Annotated in this window: 16 protein-coding genes; 5 read left to right on the top strand and 11 right to left on the bottom strand. The window is 33.5% G+C overall.

Annotated elements, in window-relative coordinates:
• Positions 1-85 precede the first annotated feature (85 nt).
• The 10 genes from DZ60_RS0119460 to DZ60_RS0119505 all read right to left on the bottom strand — a co-directional run bounded on the left by DZ60_RS0119460 (position 86) and on the right by DZ60_RS0119505 (position 11,604).
• A complete protein-coding gene (locus DZ60_RS0119460) occupies positions 86-1,672 on the bottom strand; it encodes a SulP family inorganic anion transporter (protein WP_025743688.1) in 1,587 nt (528 codons plus the stop codon).
• A 300-nt stretch (positions 1,673-1,972) separates the two neighbouring features.
• On the bottom strand, positions 1,973-2,302 hold the full coding sequence (locus DZ60_RS0119465) for a hypothetical protein (protein ID WP_025743689.1): 330 nt from the start codon (positions 2,300-2,302) through the stop codon (positions 1,973-1,975).
• A gap of 109 nt (positions 2,303-2,411) precedes the next feature.
• A complete protein-coding gene (locus DZ60_RS0119470; protein ID WP_025743690.1) occupies positions 2,412-3,161 on the bottom strand; it encodes a tetratricopeptide repeat protein in 750 nt (249 codons plus the stop codon).
• A 12-nt stretch (positions 3,162-3,173) separates the two neighbouring features.
• Positions 3,174-4,940 (bottom strand): BatD family protein, encoded by a 1,767-nt coding sequence (locus DZ60_RS0119475; RefSeq protein ID WP_025743691.1) that lies wholly within the window; start codon positions 4,938-4,940, stop codon positions 3,174-3,176.
• Between the two features lie 13 nt (positions 4,941-4,953).
• The gene (locus DZ60_RS0119480) at positions 4,954-5,853 is read right to left on the bottom strand and encodes a tetratricopeptide repeat protein (protein WP_025743692.1); all 900 of its coding nucleotides are present in this window, start codon (positions 5,851-5,853) and stop codon (positions 4,954-4,956) included.
• A 53-nt stretch (positions 5,854-5,906) separates the two neighbouring features.
• Positions 5,907-6,941 (bottom strand): VWA domain-containing protein, encoded by a 1,035-nt coding sequence (locus DZ60_RS0119485; RefSeq protein ID WP_025743693.1) that lies wholly within the window; start codon positions 6,939-6,941, stop codon positions 5,907-5,909.
• A gap of 49 nt (positions 6,942-6,990) precedes the next feature.
• Entirely contained in the window at positions 6,991-7,995 is a 1,005-nt protein-coding gene (locus DZ60_RS0119490) for a vWA domain-containing protein (RefSeq protein WP_025743694.1), read from the bottom strand.
• Positions 7,996-7,997: 2 nt separating this feature from the next.
• Entirely contained in the window at positions 7,998-9,638 is a 1,641-nt protein-coding gene (locus DZ60_RS0119495) for a hypothetical protein (protein ID WP_025743695.1), read from the bottom strand.
• Between the two features lie 11 nt (positions 9,639-9,649).
• Positions 9,650-10,516 (bottom strand): DUF58 domain-containing protein, encoded by an 867-nt coding sequence (locus DZ60_RS0119500; protein ID WP_025743696.1) that lies wholly within the window; start codon positions 10,514-10,516, stop codon positions 9,650-9,652.
• 86 nt (positions 10,517-10,602) lie between these two features.
• Positions 10,603-11,604 (bottom strand): AAA family ATPase, encoded by a 1,002-nt coding sequence (locus tag DZ60_RS0119505; RefSeq protein ID WP_025743697.1) that lies wholly within the window; start codon positions 11,602-11,604, stop codon positions 10,603-10,605.
• A gap of 257 nt (positions 11,605-11,861) precedes the next feature.
• Here DZ60_RS0119505 and DZ60_RS0119510 point away from each other — a divergent pair, with 257 nt between their 5' ends.
• The 5 genes from DZ60_RS0119510 (at position 11,862) to DZ60_RS0119530 (ending at position 17,122) form a co-directional block, all read left to right on the top strand.
• Positions 11,862-12,614 carry an SDR family NAD(P)-dependent oxidoreductase gene (locus tag DZ60_RS0119510; RefSeq protein WP_025743698.1) on the top strand — a complete coding sequence of 251 codons (753 nt, stop codon included), beginning with the start codon at positions 11,862-11,864 and terminating at the stop codon, positions 12,612-12,614.
• 204 nt (positions 12,615-12,818) lie between these two features.
• Complete coding sequence (locus tag DZ60_RS0119515) at positions 12,819-13,955, top strand: ATP-binding protein (RefSeq protein WP_025743699.1); 1,137 nt, start codon at positions 12,819-12,821, stop codon at positions 13,953-13,955.
• A gap of 59 nt (positions 13,956-14,014) precedes the next feature.
• The gene (locus DZ60_RS0119520; RefSeq protein WP_025743700.1) at positions 14,015-14,743 is read left to right on the top strand and encodes a metallophosphoesterase family protein; all 729 of its coding nucleotides are present in this window, start codon (positions 14,015-14,017) and stop codon (positions 14,741-14,743) included.
• A 67-nt stretch (positions 14,744-14,810) separates the two neighbouring features.
• A complete protein-coding gene (locus DZ60_RS0119525; protein ID WP_025743701.1) occupies positions 14,811-15,944 on the top strand; it encodes an SPFH domain-containing protein in 1,134 nt (377 codons plus the stop codon).
• 74 nt (positions 15,945-16,018) lie between these two features.
• Positions 16,019-17,122 (top strand): hypothetical protein, encoded by a 1,104-nt coding sequence (locus tag DZ60_RS0119530; protein WP_025743702.1) that lies wholly within the window; start codon positions 16,019-16,021, stop codon positions 17,120-17,122.
• A gap of 23 nt (positions 17,123-17,145) precedes the next feature.
• On the opposite strand, the gene DZ60_RS0119535 is transcribed toward DZ60_RS0119530, so the two are convergent.
• On the bottom strand, positions 17,146-17,619 hold the full coding sequence (locus tag DZ60_RS0119535) for a hypothetical protein (RefSeq protein ID WP_025743703.1): 474 nt from the start codon (positions 17,617-17,619) through the stop codon (positions 17,146-17,148).
• Positions 17,620-17,771 lie beyond the last annotated feature (152 nt).

Here is a 17,771-nt window from a genome sequence, read left to right on the forward strand (position 1 = left end):
TTAGTAGTGTTACTGCTCCTTTAGGAGTCACAAGGGCTTGTGTTTCTTTAGTATATGCTTTCATTGTATTTATATTTTTTATTTATTATGCTTTTTTTGGTCGTAATTGAAAAAATTCGATATAACTCTTCGGATTTTCTATGGTCCCTCGCTCAGAAATTAATTGAATGTCAATATTTCTATTTGCGGCTTTTTCTGAAAAATCTTCGAGAATCTCAATAATATCATTATCTAGATATCTTGTTTTACGAACATCTAAAGTCAAGTACGAATCTTCAGGAAGTTTATCTAATTCTTTTAATATTGCACCTTTATTAAAAAAGGTTACCTCTTCTGCCAAGGTCATATTAATTTTGTGTTTCCCATTACTTTTATCTTCAATATGCAGAAAATGTGAATTTTGATAACTTTTAATTAATATAACTACGATACCAACCAGTAAACCAAGACCTATACCTACCAAAAGGTCAGTAAATACAATCCCAACTACAGTAACGGTAAAAGGAATAAACTGTTTCCATCCTAAATCATACATTTTCTTAAAAAGTGATGGCTTAGCTAACTTATACCCCACGATTAATAGTATTGATGCTAATACTGATAACGGAATCATGTTAAGTAATTTAGGAATTATTATTACAGAAATTAACAGTAAAAATCCATGAATAATAGCAGACATCTTTGACTTTCCTCCAGATTGAATATTTGCAGAACTTCGGACTATTACCTGTGTAATTGGCAATCCACCGATCATACCCGAAATTACGTTTCCGGTTCCTTGTGCCAATAATTCTCTATTGGTAGGTGTTACATTTTTTTCTGGATCCAACTTATCAGTTGCTTCTACACAAAGTAAGGTCTCTAAACTTGCAACTAATGCAATAGTAAATGCAGTAATCCATACATCTATTTGAAAAATAACTGCAAAATTCGGAAAACTAAATTGCCCTAAAAATGAAGAAAAGTTATCAGGAATTGGCACACTTACCAAATGATCTTTTGATATTGCAAGACTACCATGATTTTGGGTTACAATAAAGAAAATAATTCCTACGGCAACAGCAACCAGTGGTCCTTGAATAATCTGAAATACTTTTCCCTTTTTTGACAATACGTTGTTCCATAATATCAATATAGCCAAACCAATAAGAGCAATTAATGTCGCTCCTGGGCTTATAAAATTGATAGAATTAATGATTTCTGAAAATGTATTTTCGCCATCTACCTGAAAAAAGGCAAAATCTCCTTCTGGGTCTGAGTCATACCCAAAGAAGTGAGGGATTTGTTTTAAAATTATTATAATTCCTATTCCTGTAAGCATTCCTTTAATTACAGAAGACGGAAAATAATACCCAATAATTCCTGCTTTCAGAACTCCGAATACTATTTGTATTAAACCACCAAGAACTACAGCTACTAAAAAGTTTTCATATCCTCCCAAAGCCCCAATAGATGTCAATACTATCGCGGCTAATCCTGCTGCAGGACCACTTACTCCGATTTGGGATCCACTTAGAGCTCCCACAATAATACCACCGACAATTCCGGCTATTAGGCCCGAAAAAAGAGGTGCACCACTGGCTAGCGCAATACCAAGACACAATGGTAAAGCAACGAAGAATACCACAATACTTGCAGGTAAGTCATTTTTTAAATTCTTAAAAACACTCATAACTATATAATTTTTTTAATGCTCATGATAGATATCAAAGTAATATCTAATAAAAATTGATTTTAAAATATTTGCAATCTAAAATACTTGTAACTGATCAAAGGCTTTATCGTAGTGATTACCTTTATAGATTTTAATTAATCTAATTTTTAAAACTACGAATCTATAACTCTAATTAGCTATCTATATCGTAGTATTTATGGAACAACTTCTCAAAGAATATATGATAAAAAAACCAAGATGACCTATGATTGTCGAAGGATGCTTCTACTAAATTTTATCAAAAATTAATGAAATCAATTACACCAAATTATATTGGGGTGGAGGGGTTATGTGATCAAGATAAATAGACATATTGTATACATAATGTTCTGGATATTTCTTGACCACTATATTAGCCAAAACGCTATCATTATTGTCATAAAACTCTGAAATTTTATCCTTTTCCTTCTGATCATCTTTTTCTGATGTCTCTTTCTCTTTTTTTTCAGAATTTTCGGTTTCATCTAACACAAGAGTAGCCTTAGAGTCACCTGTAAATATACAGACCAAATTCACACTGTTATTGGCCAAATTTAGAAGAAAGCCCAAAACAATTAGAATCTTTAATATTTGAAGTCTTGTAATCACTAAAAGATTATTTTTCACACAAAAGTAATAGTATTACTTTCAATAGTTGTTAAATGAATGATAAAATTCTTTGAAAAATCGCATTGATAGTTTATATGCTACTCAGACATTATAATTCTTTGAGATCAACCGCAGGAATCCAACCTATTTTTCCATCAGAGAGTTTAATTTTCTTCCAATCATTAACCGTCTCCATTACTTTAACCTTGGTTCCTTCGTGTAATTCAAAAACCTCTTCACTACGTAGGTTAGGTTCGCTCTTTATAATTGTTTCTTCTGCAAAAATAATGGCATATTGGTTATTTTTAAAACCATTATACTGTCGAAAAGCAAAAAACACACTAAAAATTCCAAAAACTAAAAACAACCATGAACCCAAAAAAAACAACCTCTTCTTCACAGAAGTTAAAGAGGTATAATATCCTATAAATAAAAGCACAAATAGCACAATACAGATCACAGAAAACCACGCCCATCCATCAAAATCAAAAGTATTGGTCACTCCATTAAATGCTCTAGAGACAAAGCCTTCGGGAATGACATCTATTGCATCGATAGTGGCTTTTTGAGCAAAAGTCAAGTTGTTTTTTATGTCTTGATCATTGGGTGCTAATTTTAGTGCTTTTTCATAATAATATATACTTGCTCCTATATTACTAAGTTTGTATTGAGCATTTCCCAGGTTATAGTACAATTCTGCTGATTCCTGATGGTTATCCAAAATCGTTTTATATGCATCTATAGCTTCATGATACTTTTCTTGATTATAAAGTGAATTGCCTCTCTGAAACGCTTCTTCTCCTTGCGAAAACCCAATTGCTAAAGTGAGAAATGCACATATATGAACTATCCTTTTCATCTTCATACTTTGTTATAATTGTTTATCTATAGTTGCAATTACCCGTGATGCCTTATCATAATCCTGTTGCATTGCGGTACTTGAAGAAGGTGTATATCTTGCAAATTCACAGCTCTCTAATAGCGCAATAAACTCTATAGATACACTTTCTTCTAGCCCTCGTTCCTTTAATAATCGTTGTATCCTATCTTTGCTCATATCACTGGTCTGTATATTAAGCTTTGCTTTTAGGTAATTGTGCAATGCTTTTTCCATTGCGATATAAAACTCTTTTTGAGCCCCTAAATTCTTCTTAGCTTCAGAAAGGTATTTTCGAGCTAATTTATCTGCTTTTCTTACTCTATTCCCGCGAACATCATTTAATCGCTCTTGGCGCTTTTTACCGAAGAAAAGGAATAAAGGAATGGCTAGTAATGGAGTCGTTAAAAACACCCAATAAGTTGTAGACTTAAAAAAATACTCTTTTTTTATTGGTTCTAGATTTGCCTTCAGCTTAAGAAATCTGAACTGATTACCTATTTGTGTAACTAACTTCTTACCTGCGCTCTCTGAACCTGTATTGGGAGCATTAGCGCTTCCATCAGGACCGCTTTTTACATTAATAACAATTTCATCAGATGTGATTCTTTTATAAGATTCTGTTTTAAGATCAAAATATGAGAATGAAATCGAAGGTATAGGATATTTTCCCTTAAACTGAGGAACCAGGGTATAGACATCAGAAATATTACCTCCCATACCTGTCAAATTAGTTCTAACCTTTTCGCTATGTTGCGGTTCATATTGTTCTAATCCATTAGGTACATTAAGTTTTGGCAGATCAAATAGTTTAAGGTTACCTGTACCAGACACTAATACTTTTGCATCTAGAGATTCGGTAGCATCTAACTCTTTTTTGTTTGTAGTTACTTTAAAATCAAATGCTCCAACAGCACCAGAAAAATCATCGGGTTTTCCTTCTGTTGGCAGTGCTTTTACATTTATTACCCTATTACCCGCAGCAACAGTCTTATTTACCGTTGAATACAGTCTGCCGCCAAAAAAATCTCTCCTATTTGTGGGAACATCAACTGAAACCGTAAGGGTAAGTGGTTCAATATTGAGTTTTCCTGTTTTCTGTGGATATAAAACTGTTTTACGTAAAATCACATATCGATAGGGCTCTCCTTTATACTCGCCATTTTCAATCTTAAGTTGCTTCATATCAATAGCCTGACTCCAAAAGTCGCTGTACTTAGGACTATCTAATTCTCTCCAGTTACTCACACTGATTCTTGGACTAACATATAGCTTGTATACTACCGTTATTGCTTCATTGAGATAGGGGTTAGCTTTAGAAACCTCTGCTACCAGATGTAAATTTTCACTTGCAACAAAATCACTGTTATTGCCATCCTTTGGTTTTTGGACTGCTCCTGTAACTTCAATTCTTATAGGTAAGGTCTTATATGTCTGACCACCTATCTCTATTCTTGCCTGCTTAATAGTAAACTTACCTCTGGTTGTTGGCTCAAGAAAGTAACTATAGGTTTTGGCATAGGATCTCTTACCATTCACCCATGAATTACTAATCGACTGATTTGGACCACCGACTACCGTAAACCCCGAAAAAGACGGTGGTGTAAAATTGTCCCCGTCTTGATTCATTTCAAAATCTACTCGTAATCGTTCGTTTACACCAAGTTTTTTCTTGCTTACTTTGGCTTCAAACTTGACCTGAGCCATTGAAACTTGTGTAACCGCCAGAAGTAATGTTATAAAAATTAGTTTTAACTTCATTGAATTCTATATTTTACCAATCTTTATCTGTTCTTATTTTTGAGCCTTGAGCCTTTTTTGCATTTATTTTGTCCTGAACTTTCTTCTCCTGATTGTTCATTGCCTCTAACAAACTCTTAACTTGTTCGGGTGACAATTGACCTTGCACCTGTTTTTGATCTTTAGGCTGTCCTTCTTTTTCATCTTTCTTATCATCATCTCCTTCGCTTCCTTTATCTTTTTTGTCATCTTTAGGATCTTTTTCTTCCTTATCCTTTCCTTCTTCTTTTTCATCTTTCTTATCTTCCCCTTCATCTCCTTTATCCTTCTGATCCTCTCCCTTATCCTGATCCTTATCTCCTTCATCACCTTTCTTATCTTCCTTATCATCTCCTTCTTTCTTATCCTCATTTTCCTGATCCTTGTCTTGATCTTTATCTTGATTTTTATCGTCCTTGTTTTGTTCGTTTTCTTTCTCTTGCTGTTCTAACATCTTCTTTGCAAGTGCCAGATTATATCTTGTTTCATTATCCTTAGGGTTATTTCTAAGAGCATTTTTATAGGACTCAACTGCCTCTTTATATTTTTTTTGCTCCATGTAGGTATTACCTTGGTTATGAAAAGCCTTATGCTTTTCTAACTTGGTAGTGGCGTTTTCAGCCGCTTCTTTATATCGCTGTGTTGCTTCGTCATACTTTTCAGAACCATAATATGCATTTCCCAAATTATATTTTGGAATAGCATCTACTGGGTTTTTTGCTATAGCCTTTCTATACTCACCTTCGGCCTTAGGAAAATTACCATCTGTTACCAATAAATTATTCGCAATAGAGGTATATTGATTAGCTTCTTTACTTGATTTTTCGAGATTCTTATCTTGAGAAAAAACAATTCCAAACTGCAAGCACAAAATAATAACTCCTATTTTTTTCATTTCTTTTACTTTATTTAGCCAAAACTATAGTATACATATGGCCTAAACATCTATTATTCTTCATTAAACAGGTTTAATTTTTTTACCCAAGATGTTTTTCTTTCTAATAGAAAAACATCTAATAACAGTAATAATAACCCTGCTACCAAAAACCATTGAAATCGATCCTTAAAATCTGCAAATTGCTTTGCTTCAAATTCTTTTTTATTCATTCCCTGTAAAACCGTAGTAACTTCATCGACTACGCTTTTGGTGTTTTTACCATCTATATATACACCATTTGCCTCATTAGCTATTTCCTGTAAGGTTGCTTTATTTAGCTTAGTGACTACAGTACCACCTTGACTATTTTTCTTATAGCTTTGCACAATACCGTTTCTTTTTATAGGAATAGGTGCTCCTTTTTCGGACCCAACACCTATTGTAAAAATCCTAATACCTTCTTTAGAAGCTTCTTCTGCAATCGTTCCTACATTACCTTCATGATCTTCTCCATCACTAATAATAAACAGCACTCTATTGGTTTGTTCTTCATCATTATAATAGGTTTTTGCTAATTCTATTGCTTCATGAATAGCAGTACCTTGTGATGATAGCATATCTGTATTCATCGACTGAAGAAACATTTTTCCGGAAGCATAATCTGTCGTAATCGGTAACTGAGGAAAAGCACTTGCTGCATATGCAATAATACCAATGCGGTCACTTGCCAAATTGTTGATAATTTGGGTAACTAATTGCTTTGATTTTTCTAGTCTATTAGGAGCTATATCTTCTGCAAGCATACTTTTGGATACATCAATAGCAAAAACGACATCTACACCTTCTCTTTTTACTGTTTCTAGCTTGGTACCTACTTTTGGATTTACCAATGCCATGATAAGACAGGCAAACGCTAGACTAATTACCATAATTTTTAGAATAGACTTAAACACAGATTGATCCGGGCTTAATTTTTTAAGCAAAGGTGCATCTGCAAATTTTTTCTGTGTTGCTTTTTTCCAGACCAAAACCCCTACAAACACTAAAATTAGTAATGGGATAACCAATAACAACCAAAAATATATTTTCTCTTCTAGTAAATACATATATAAAATTATACTTCTACATTAATACGTTCAACTTATATTCTAAACATCAAATAAAGCTTCTAAACACTGTATATCTTAGTAAAAACTCGATGAAGATTAATAATCCTGCCAAAAGCACCAAAAACCTAAATTTTTCTTCATAATTATAGAATTTAAATTCTTCGATATCTGTTCTTTCTAATGTATCAATTTCCTTGTAAATCTCTTCTAATTTTTTGTTATTTGTTGCTCTAAAATACTTTCCTCCTGTTACAGATGCAATTTCTTTAAGCAGTTTTTCGTCTATTTCAACTTTTCCCATGCCATACTGAAAAGATCCATTAGGCAATATAGCTACTGGTGTTAATGCCATACCATTGGTACCAATACCGATCGTATATGTCTTAATCCCATATTCTACTGCCAACTCAGAGGCAATTTTAGGGTCTATAAAACCTGCATTATTAGAACCATCTGTTAGTAAAATTATAACTTTACTTTTAGCCTTACTATCCTTCAATCTATTTACAGAAGTAGCAAGTCCCATACCAATTGCAGTTCCGTTTTCTAAAACATTATCATACTTTATATCTTTTAGACTACTCAAAACGATTGATTTGTCACTAGTAATTGGTGTTTTGGTAAAACTTTCTCCTGCATATACCACCAATCCTATACGATCACTTACTCTATCTCTAATAAACTCTGCTGCTACATCTTTTAATGCTTCTAATCTATTAGGTTTTAGATCTTTTGCAAGCATACTAGCAGATACATCGATTGACATTACTATATCGATTCCTTTGGTGGTTTTCGTTTTTGTAGATACGTCTATTGTCCTTGGTCTTGCCAATGCAACAATTATCAGTGATAATGCAATGAGTCTTAAAACAAATAGCAATGGTTTTAATTTTGCTAACCAACTTCCTGAGACTTTAAATCCTGAAATGCTAGAAATTTTTAAAGCAGGTTGTTGTTTGTTGCGTTTCCAGACATACCATGCTATAACCAACGGTATTAACAAAAACAACCAAAAAAATTGTGGATTCTCGAATGTAAAATTTTCAAACATTATTATTCGCCGCTTTTAAGTTCTACTGAGTTGATTATTCGTTCGGCAACTCCCTTTGCATATCGATCCTCGATATCGTATACCAAAGTTATTTGTTGAAACCCTCCATTTTCTGCAAAATTGAGCATTAAATACTCGTTCTTTTGTGTTTTCTTGGTTACTTTATTTTCTACTTCAAGGTTTCCAAAAACCTTAATTCCTTTCGCTCCGCCTAAAGTTTCATACTCTTCATCTTTTAAAGAGATATTCTTAGCTCCCATTTTTTCAAAGGTTGTTACAACACTTTCTACAACTTTATCCAAATCTACTTCGGTAGGTTGATTATATTGCATCGTACTTACAACTACATAAAAACTACCTATGAGACTTCCGTAGACGAAGGTTTCATTACCCTTTAGGATTTGTTTTTGCTCCTCAGAAAGCTTATAATTATTACGAATTAAAACCTTTGGAGTTGCAATGGTCACTGGTGGTGATCCGTAGGCACTAGTAATCCATTCGGTTTCTGCTAATTCTTTTGTCGGATGACCTAATAATGTATCTTTAACGACATCATACCCTTTGACCAATATAAAAATGAATAGCGTTAGTGACACTATAAGAACAGCTCCTAAACTACCGAAAAGAATAGTTTTTTGTCGTTTTTTTTGAGCAACAGTTCTTCTATATTCTTCGTCAGCCAATAGTTCTTCTTCTGTGGGCTCGGGTATCGCGTCTTTTGTCTTATGAATTACTTTTTCGATAACATTACGATCTGCTTTTGCAGTAAGAATATCAGGCCTAGATTTGGCAAACTTAGCCATATCCGCAGTTTTTAAAACACTTTTTAGCTCTTCGATTGTGTTTATATCCAAATTAAGGCTTCCAGATTTTATTTCTTTATCTAATCGCTCAATCAGCTCATCGGTTGTACTTTCCATGGCATGATCATAGACTTCTTCGTCAATATATTTACGTGCCGTGTCACTTAGTTGAGAGTAATATTCTTTGTGAGAATCTTTTTCTAATAGGTCTGAATTATCAATTCTCTGTAGTGCAAGTATCGCTTTTTCATAAGGTGGCAACTCATTTTCTTTTTTAGAAATGCGTTTATTCCTTCCAAAAACAATAAGTGCTATCACGGCGATTAATACTAATGGAACTAGAATCCACCAGATCCATTTTTTCCAATCAAAAAAAGAAGCTTCTACCTCGACCAATGGCTTTATCTGATACATCTTCTGCTTAGTAGTATCGACTAGGATATCTCGAACTTCAATCTTTAGAGAATCTGTAAGAAAGACTTGATCTCCTACCATTACTTTTTGTTGGGGTATGGTATAATGTCCCGAATCAAATTGAGTCAATGCATACTCTTTGGTCAACTGAAAACGTTTCCCGTTTTTTGCTGTATCAATTTTTCGGGATTCTATTACCTCAAGAGGTGTAAACGTCTGCCCCTCAGGAAAAACAACGATCTGAGTTGAGTCTGCTTCAATCATCATTTTGTATCGAATCTCACTTCCTATCACGATTGAAGTCGAATCAATATCAGTTGTAACCTGTGAATATCCATCAAATCCTATAATCAGAAGTGCGATCAATACTAATGATCTAATATTTATCAATTTTATATTCTTGATTTGTAATTTATGATTTTTCATTCGTGCTGCTACTACCCTCTTCTTTTAAAATAACCTAATAACTTTTTTACGTAACTTTCATCGATTCTGCTACTTAATGAGCCAGCTCCGCTTCGGGTAAAACTATCTCTAAAATAATCTGCTCTCTCCTTATAAAACTTACTATAGTTTACTCGCGTTTTCTTAGAACCTGTATTCACTAATAAGAGTTCACCCGTTTCTTCATCCTCCATCTGCACCATTCCCAAATTAGGAATCTCCTCTTCTCTCCTATCATATATTCTTATACCTGTAACATCATGCTTTCCTCCAACTATTTTTAGAGTATGTTGATAATCATCAGCAATAAAATCAGAAAGTATAAAAACTATAGCTTTCTTTTTCATAACATTAGACAAAAACTTAAGAGCTTCTGTAATATTAGTTTTCTTACTTTTTGGTTCAAATTCTAATAACTCTCTAATAATTCTTAATACATGAGATCTTCCTTTCTTAGGAGGAATGAATAGTTCTATTTCATCGGTAAATAATATCAGGCCTATCTTATCATTATTCTGAGTCGCAGAAAATGCAAGAGTTGCTGCAATTTCTGTAACCATTCCTTTCTTAAATTGTTCCTGTGTACCAAATAATTGCGATCCAGAAACATCTACCATCAACATCATTGTTAGTTCACGTTCCTCTTCAAAAACCTTGACATAAGGTTCATTATACCTTGCAGTCACATTCCAGTCTATATTACGAACATCATCACCGAACTGATATTGTCTTACTTCACTAAAGGTCATCCCTCTACCTTTGAACGTAGAATGATACTCCCCGCCAAAGATGTGATCACTAAGACGACGTGTCTTAATTTCTATTTTCCGAACTTTTTTTAATAACTCTTTGGTATCCATAATTTTGTATCAGATGTATTCAGCTTATCAGGATTTCAAGTTTCTTTGCACAGAATTTGAAATCTATAACTTCAAACAATAAACGACTATGGCACTTCAATTTCATTCACTATTTTATTTATAATATCCTCTGAAGTAACGTTTTCTGCTTCGGCCTCGTAAGTAATACCAATACGGTGACGAAGTACATCAAGAATTACGGCTCTAACATCTTCAGGTATTACATATCCTCTGCGTTTTATAAATGCATAACATTTTGCCGCAGTTGCCAGGTTAATACTTCCACGAGGTGACGCTCCAAAACTTATTAATGGTTTTAATTCTTCTAGCCCATATTTCTCAGGATAACGAGTAGCAAAAATAATATCAAGGATATATTTCTCTATCTTTTCATCCATATACACTTCTCTTACCGCTTTTTGAGCACTAATGATCTGCTCTACAGAAACTACTGGATTTACTTGCTCAAATGATCCCTTGAGATTTGCTCGAACTATAAGTTGTTCTTCATCTAATTTTGGATAATCTATTACCGTTTTTAACATAAAACGATCTACTTGAGCCTCTGGTAATGGGTATGTTCCTTCCTGTTCAACTGGATTCATCGTTGCCATAACCAGAAAAGGTTTATCTAATATGAATGTCTCATCCCCAATAGTAACCTGCTTTTCCTGCATTGCTTCTAGCAGTGCACTTTGTACTTTTGCGGGAGCACGGTTGATCTCATCTGCCAAAACAAAATTTGCGAAAATCGGACCTTTTTTTATGGTAAAATCGTTTTCCTTCATATTAAAAATCAGTGTCCCAACTACATCTGCTGGCAACAAATCTGGTGTAAACTGAATTCTGCTAAAACTACCTTGAACAGCTTTAGAAAGGGTATTAATTGCTAATGTTTTTGCCAATCCGGGAACCCCTTCAAGCAAAATATGCCCTTGTCCTAAAAGTCCAATTAATAGGCGTTCTACCATATGTTTCTGGCCAACAATTACCTTGTTGATTTCCATAACCAGTAAATCTACAAAAGCAGATTCTTTCTCTATTTTCTGATTAATTGAAGCGATATCAATAACACTATTGTCTTCCATCTAATTATTTTTTAAAGGCGTGAATTTAATATTCCTAATCCAACAATGCAAATTGTCGAAATAAATTTATTTACCCCTGTTAATTCTGGGTTAAAAGTAATATTCATGATTAATTTTAAACACAAATTTTATTATATCTTTAAACTATTTTTCTAAAAAAATAGGCATACGTAGTCTTATCGTTTTTACGATGATATTATCAAAAGACGTATTAATAAACATCGTGTTGCATTTTTTTTATATTATATTTCTTTTTTATGAAAACAGCATTAATAACAGGAACTACCAGCGGAATCGGAAAATCTACCGCCATTGAATTATCAAAACATAATATGAACCTAGTCCTCTGTGGTAGAAGAGAAGATAGGCTTCGCCAACTCAAAGAAGAATTAGAAAAAAAAGTTAACGTTCATATTCTTTGTTTTGATGTTAGAAATCAGAAACAAGTATTTTCTTCATTATCAAACATGCCTCCTCCGTTTAGCACTATTGATATTCTTATTAATAATGCCGGCAATGCGCATGGTCTAGACCCTATACAAACTGGTAGTCTCGAAGATTGGGATGCGATGATTGACATTAATGTCAAGGGACTCTTGTATGTATCTAAAGCAATAATACCAAAAATGGTTGCTCAAAAATCTGGTCATATTATTAATATTGGTTCTATTGCCGGTAAAGAAGTTTACCCTAATGGAAATGTCTATTGTGCTAGTAAACATGCCGTAGATGCCATAAACAAAGGAATGCTAGTAGACCTTAATACGCATGGCATTCGGGTAGGAGCCATTCACCCCGGCTTAGTAGAAACTGAGTTTAGTAATGTTCGTTTTAAAAATAATGATCAAAAGGCTAATAATGTTTACAAAGGTTTTGATCCTCTCACTCCCGAAGACATTGCAGATATCATCGCATTTGTAGTTACTAGACCATACCACGTTAACATTTCAGATCTTATTGTATTACCCACAGCACAAGCAAATAGTACTGTCGTTAACAAAAGTTTTTAATTTCTTTATAATCAATATATTGTTGACCCAATAAAAATAGTTATGTTTATATTTAAAAAGTGCCCCGTTCTAATTTTTGTTAAAATTTAGACGTTAGTTTTTTGGAATAAAGAAATAACAAAACCCTGTCTTTTTGGAATGTAATTAAAAAGGTCTTGATTTTTTAAAAGATAGAATCAGACTCAAAGGCTATTTGCTAAAGGAATGATCAACAAACGTTTACTTATAAAAAATCTGCTCGCACATAACGACGAAAATAGTTTTTATGACAAAAAACGTAGACTAAATATTGGTGAAAAAGAAGGGAAAGCTAAATTTCTGAAGCATATATGTGCGCTAGCAAATTCTAATCCAAAAAACAACTCATATATTGTTATTGGTGTAGAAGATGAAGATAATGAAATTATAGGAGTAGATTTCTTTGATGACAGTAAAATTCAAAATCTTGTAAATGCATACCTATCAAACCCGCCACTTGTTGCTTATGAAAACATTCCTTTTCCGCATTTATCAAGTGACAAAGTTGTAGGTTTGGTTTCAATACGGCCACAAGGAAACAAAATATGTTCCCTCAGAAAAAACATTTGGAAATATTATGGCGGATCTGTTTTCTTTAGAGAAGGTAGTATTAGTATGCCTAAGGTATTTGATATTGAGATAAAAGATATTAACTCTGAAATCGTCAGTTCTATCGAGAGTCATGCTCAAAACAACATAGAACTTACCTTAGACGGTGTTTTTGATTTTATGAATTCTCGAAAAGACTATAATCCCAATTATAAAGTTTTTAAAGAATACTTTGTTGTTTGTTGGGCAGGTAAAGAAAAGAGACAGAATGGAGCCACCTATTATTCTAGAGTAGATATTGAGCTTGTAAATGAACACGTAAAACTCTTTTATTCTGAACTAGATGAAGTCAGTATATCATTGACGGATGATCAATTCAAAATAGTTGAATATGTGCAATTAGGAGTACAAGATACCTTCTCCTATTATCCCCTAGAAGAAGTTGTAATTACCTTTAAAAATAACGGCAGCTATGATATCGAAACAAAACTCATATTCGACCCTCCCCAATTCGACCGTAAAACGTTGCATCATTTATACAATAGCAATAACGCCCTATTAGAAAAATTAAAAAATCAAATCCCATTATCCAAAAACGACACAAAAGATATTATTAACCTACCTGCGACTTATTTGTTATGCTATTTTAATAATTTTATTGATGCAAAAGAAAAATTAGAGGAAGCAAAACCATATCTAAAAAAATATAATGACGCCACATATTTACTATGTAAAGAAAGTATTAGGATACTAAGAAAAGTAAAATACAGTTAATATGTAGTTGCAAGAGAACCAAAATTAAACATAAAACAAACCAACACCAAAAACCAAATATGGGCAGAACCTTAGTAATAGGAGATATACATGGTGCATTAAAGGCACTACAACAAGTTCTTGATAAAGCAAACGTAACAAACAGTGATACTCTTATTTTTCTAGGAGATTATGTTGATGGTTGGAGCGATTGTGCAGAAACCATTTCTTTTTTAATTAAACTAAAAGCATCTCATGATTGTATTTTTATACGAGGAAATCATGATGAGCTCTGTTACACTTGGTTGACGCAAAAGACCAACAATCCAGAGTGGGTAAAACATGGTGGCCAAGCGACTATGGATTCATATGCTAAATTAGCAGACTCAGTACTCAATACCCATTATGAGTTTTATGAGAATCTCACTAATTACCATATCGATGATAATAACCGTTTGTTTTTACATGCTGGTTTTACAAATCTCAATGGTCCTGACAGGGAATTCTTCAGCAAGCTGTTTTATTGGGACCGAACCTTGTGGGAAACAGCTCTATCAATAGACCCTAACTTAAAAAAAACAGACATAAATTACCCTAAAAGACTTTTACTTTTTAACGAAATTTATATAGGTCACACTCCTGTTACACGCATCAATAAAACGACGCCTGTCAAGGCTACCTGTGTTTGGAATTTAGATACAGGAGCAGCTTTCAAAGGACCTTTAACAATAATGGATGTCAATACCAAGGAATTCTGGCAAAGCGACCCAGCCTATACATTGTACCCGAATGAAAGTGGAAGGAATTAAAATTAATTTTTCTTCTACCATTTCTATTTTGTAGCTTTAGAACTCGAATTTTAAAACCAATTCATCAATGGGAATTTTTGACGAAATAAAAAAGAAACTTAGCCATGAGTTTATTGACATAATAGAATGGTTAGATAATACCAACGATACAATCGTACATAGATTCGAAAGGTATCAAAATGAAATAAAAAATGAAGCTAAACTTATTGTCAGAGAAGGACAAACGGCCGTTTTTATTAACGAAGGGCAACTTGCTGATGTTTTTACGCCCGGAACCTATACTTTAAATACACAAAACCTACCTATTTTAGCGACATTAAAAGGCTGGAAATATGGATTTAACAGCCCTTTTAAAGCTGAAGTATATTTCGTAAACACTCATCTTTTTACAGATGAAAAATGGGGGACTAAAAACCCAATTACCCTCAATGATGATCGTTTCGGATTAGTAGAAATTCGAGCTTTCGGAACCTACGCTTTCAAAATTAATGACCCCGGCAAATTTATTGTTGATATTGTAGGTACTGATGCCAACTTTACCAATTTTGAAATCAATGAACATCTCAAAAGTTTAATTGCAACACGATTTACAGATACGATAGGAGAAGCCAACCTGCCCATAGAATTGTACGCAGCAAATACTAGTGAATTATCAGAAACATGTCTCGATGTAATGCAACCTGAATTCAATAGTGTAGGAATTTCGTTAGAGAAATTCTATATCGAGAATGTTTCTATGCCGGAAGAATTAAAAAAAGAGATTTTTGAATATAGCAGAATTGACAAACTTGATCTTGATAAATTAACAAAATTCAAAACCGCAAAAGCCATTGAAGCTGCCGCCGCCAATGAAGGTGGTACAGCAGGTGCAGGAATGGGTATGGGAATGGGATTTGTTCTTGCCCAACAAATGGGTGGCATGATGAACCCAATGGCAGGGCAACCACAACAAATGCAACAAACTACACCGGTAACACCACCACCTATGCCAATACAAGTGCAGTATTTTTATGCGCTGAACGGTCAGCAATCTGGTCCCGTGTCATTTGACCAACTTAAAGCTTTATTTGCCAATCGAACTATTAATAAAGAGGTCTTAATATGGAAACAAGGAATGGCTAATTGGGCCGCATTAAAAGAAATTGAAGAATTAAAAATCTTTCTTGGTGGCAGCACTCCTCCCCCATTACCAGGAGCATAAATTTATTTCGTTTACATTCATGTAAAATTTTTGATAAGAATTATTTATCAAAAAACCAGAAATGATACTCGTATATGCAAGAAGAAAAAGCCGTTTCGGAACAAAAAAAATCCTGTGTTAATTGTGGTGCAGAATTAAAATATAAGCCTGGTACAACCACCATAACTTGTGAGTATTGTAACCATCAAGAAACTATTGTACAAGATCAAAATGGATTTAAAGAGTTAGCTCTGAAACCCTATCTGACAGAAATGGGATCCCAATCTCATTCTGAAGAAATTATGATGTTGCATTGTAAAAATTGCGGTGCAAACCAACACATTGAAGAAAATTATAAATCCTTGCATTGTGTTTATTGTACAATGCCCTTGATAATTGAAGATGCATATAAAGAAGATTGGATTTTACCAGGAGCCATCCTTCCTTTTCAATTTGATCAGAAAAAATCACATCAGATATTTTCGAAATGGGTTAAAGGATTATGGTTTGCCCCTAATAACTTAAAAAAGGCAGCATTAGACCCTCAAAACACCAAAGGTTTATATTTACCATATTGGACTTTTGACGCTCAATTATATGCAGATTATACAGGAAAGCGTGGAGATTATTATTACGTCAATGTTCCTTACAAAGCAACCGTAAATGGTAAAACTGTTACTAGAACCCGTCAAGAACGTAGAACAAGATGGACCTCAACCCGAGGAAATATATCAGGATTTGTAGATGACACACTTATTAAAGCGTCTCATCAACGAAAAAATCATATTCCGACCAAGATATCAAACTGGAATTTGAAAGCATTACAACCTTTTAATAGTAGCTTTTTAGCCGGCTTTGTAACTGAAAAATATACAATCCCTTTAAAAGACGGACATCTGTCCTCTACCAAAGAAGCAGAACATATTGCAAAATTATGGGCAAAAAGAGACATCGGGGGTGATACACAGCGCATAAACTCTATACAAATGCGATTAACAGATGAAACATTTAAACATATTTTGCTTCCCGTATATATCAGTGCATATCAATATAGTGGTAAGAAGTACAATTTTTTTATTAATGGTCAAACAGGTGCAATATCAGGAAAAAGACCATATTCTTTTTGGAAAATTTTCTTTTTTATTCTACTTATTTTGATCGTCGTAGCACTACTATTTTGGCTTTCTGAAAAAAAATAGTAATCCATAAATATAAAAAATTCTTAGTCTAATATCTTAAAAGAAAAGATCTCGTACAATTTTGTACCCATATCATCAGAGCAAAGGTTTTCTCTAGCCATAAAAGAAACTTCTGTGGCACTTTTTAATGACTCCAAATTTTTAGGAATTACTCCTATAAATCCCATTTCAAATTCCTGATCAGTTGAGAGCGCATTAACAATACCTGATCCCGTACTGGTTATTTTTCCTACTCTTATGATTGCACTAACTTTATAGTTTTTGCTACAAATAGTATTATTTTTTTTCAACTCTTTTATTGCTCCCAAAAACCCTACCGTATTTGGCGCTAATTGAACAGGCATTTTAGTAATTTCATTATCTCTGGGGTCACCAAATGCAGGTCTTTGTATTTTGCTTTTATTCAACTCTTCAGGTTTATCTGCTTCTTGCGCCACACTAGTTGCTTTACAAGATAATAAAGATACAACAATCAAAATGTAGAAAAAGTTATTCATCTTATTATATTAAATTGCTTTTTACTATTACTAGCAATGATTATGCCCAATTACTCCGAAATTAAAAATCATTCTAAAGTCACTATCAGAACCTATCATTATTTTAAAAACAAAAAAGGAGTTGAAATATTCAACTCCTTTTTATGATATAT

Origin of the sequence: Aquimarina pacifica (assembly GCF_000520955.1) — a bacterium.
In the GTDB taxonomy this organism is placed as follows: domain Bacteria; phylum Bacteroidota; class Bacteroidia; order Flavobacteriales; family Flavobacteriaceae; genus Aquimarina; species Aquimarina pacifica.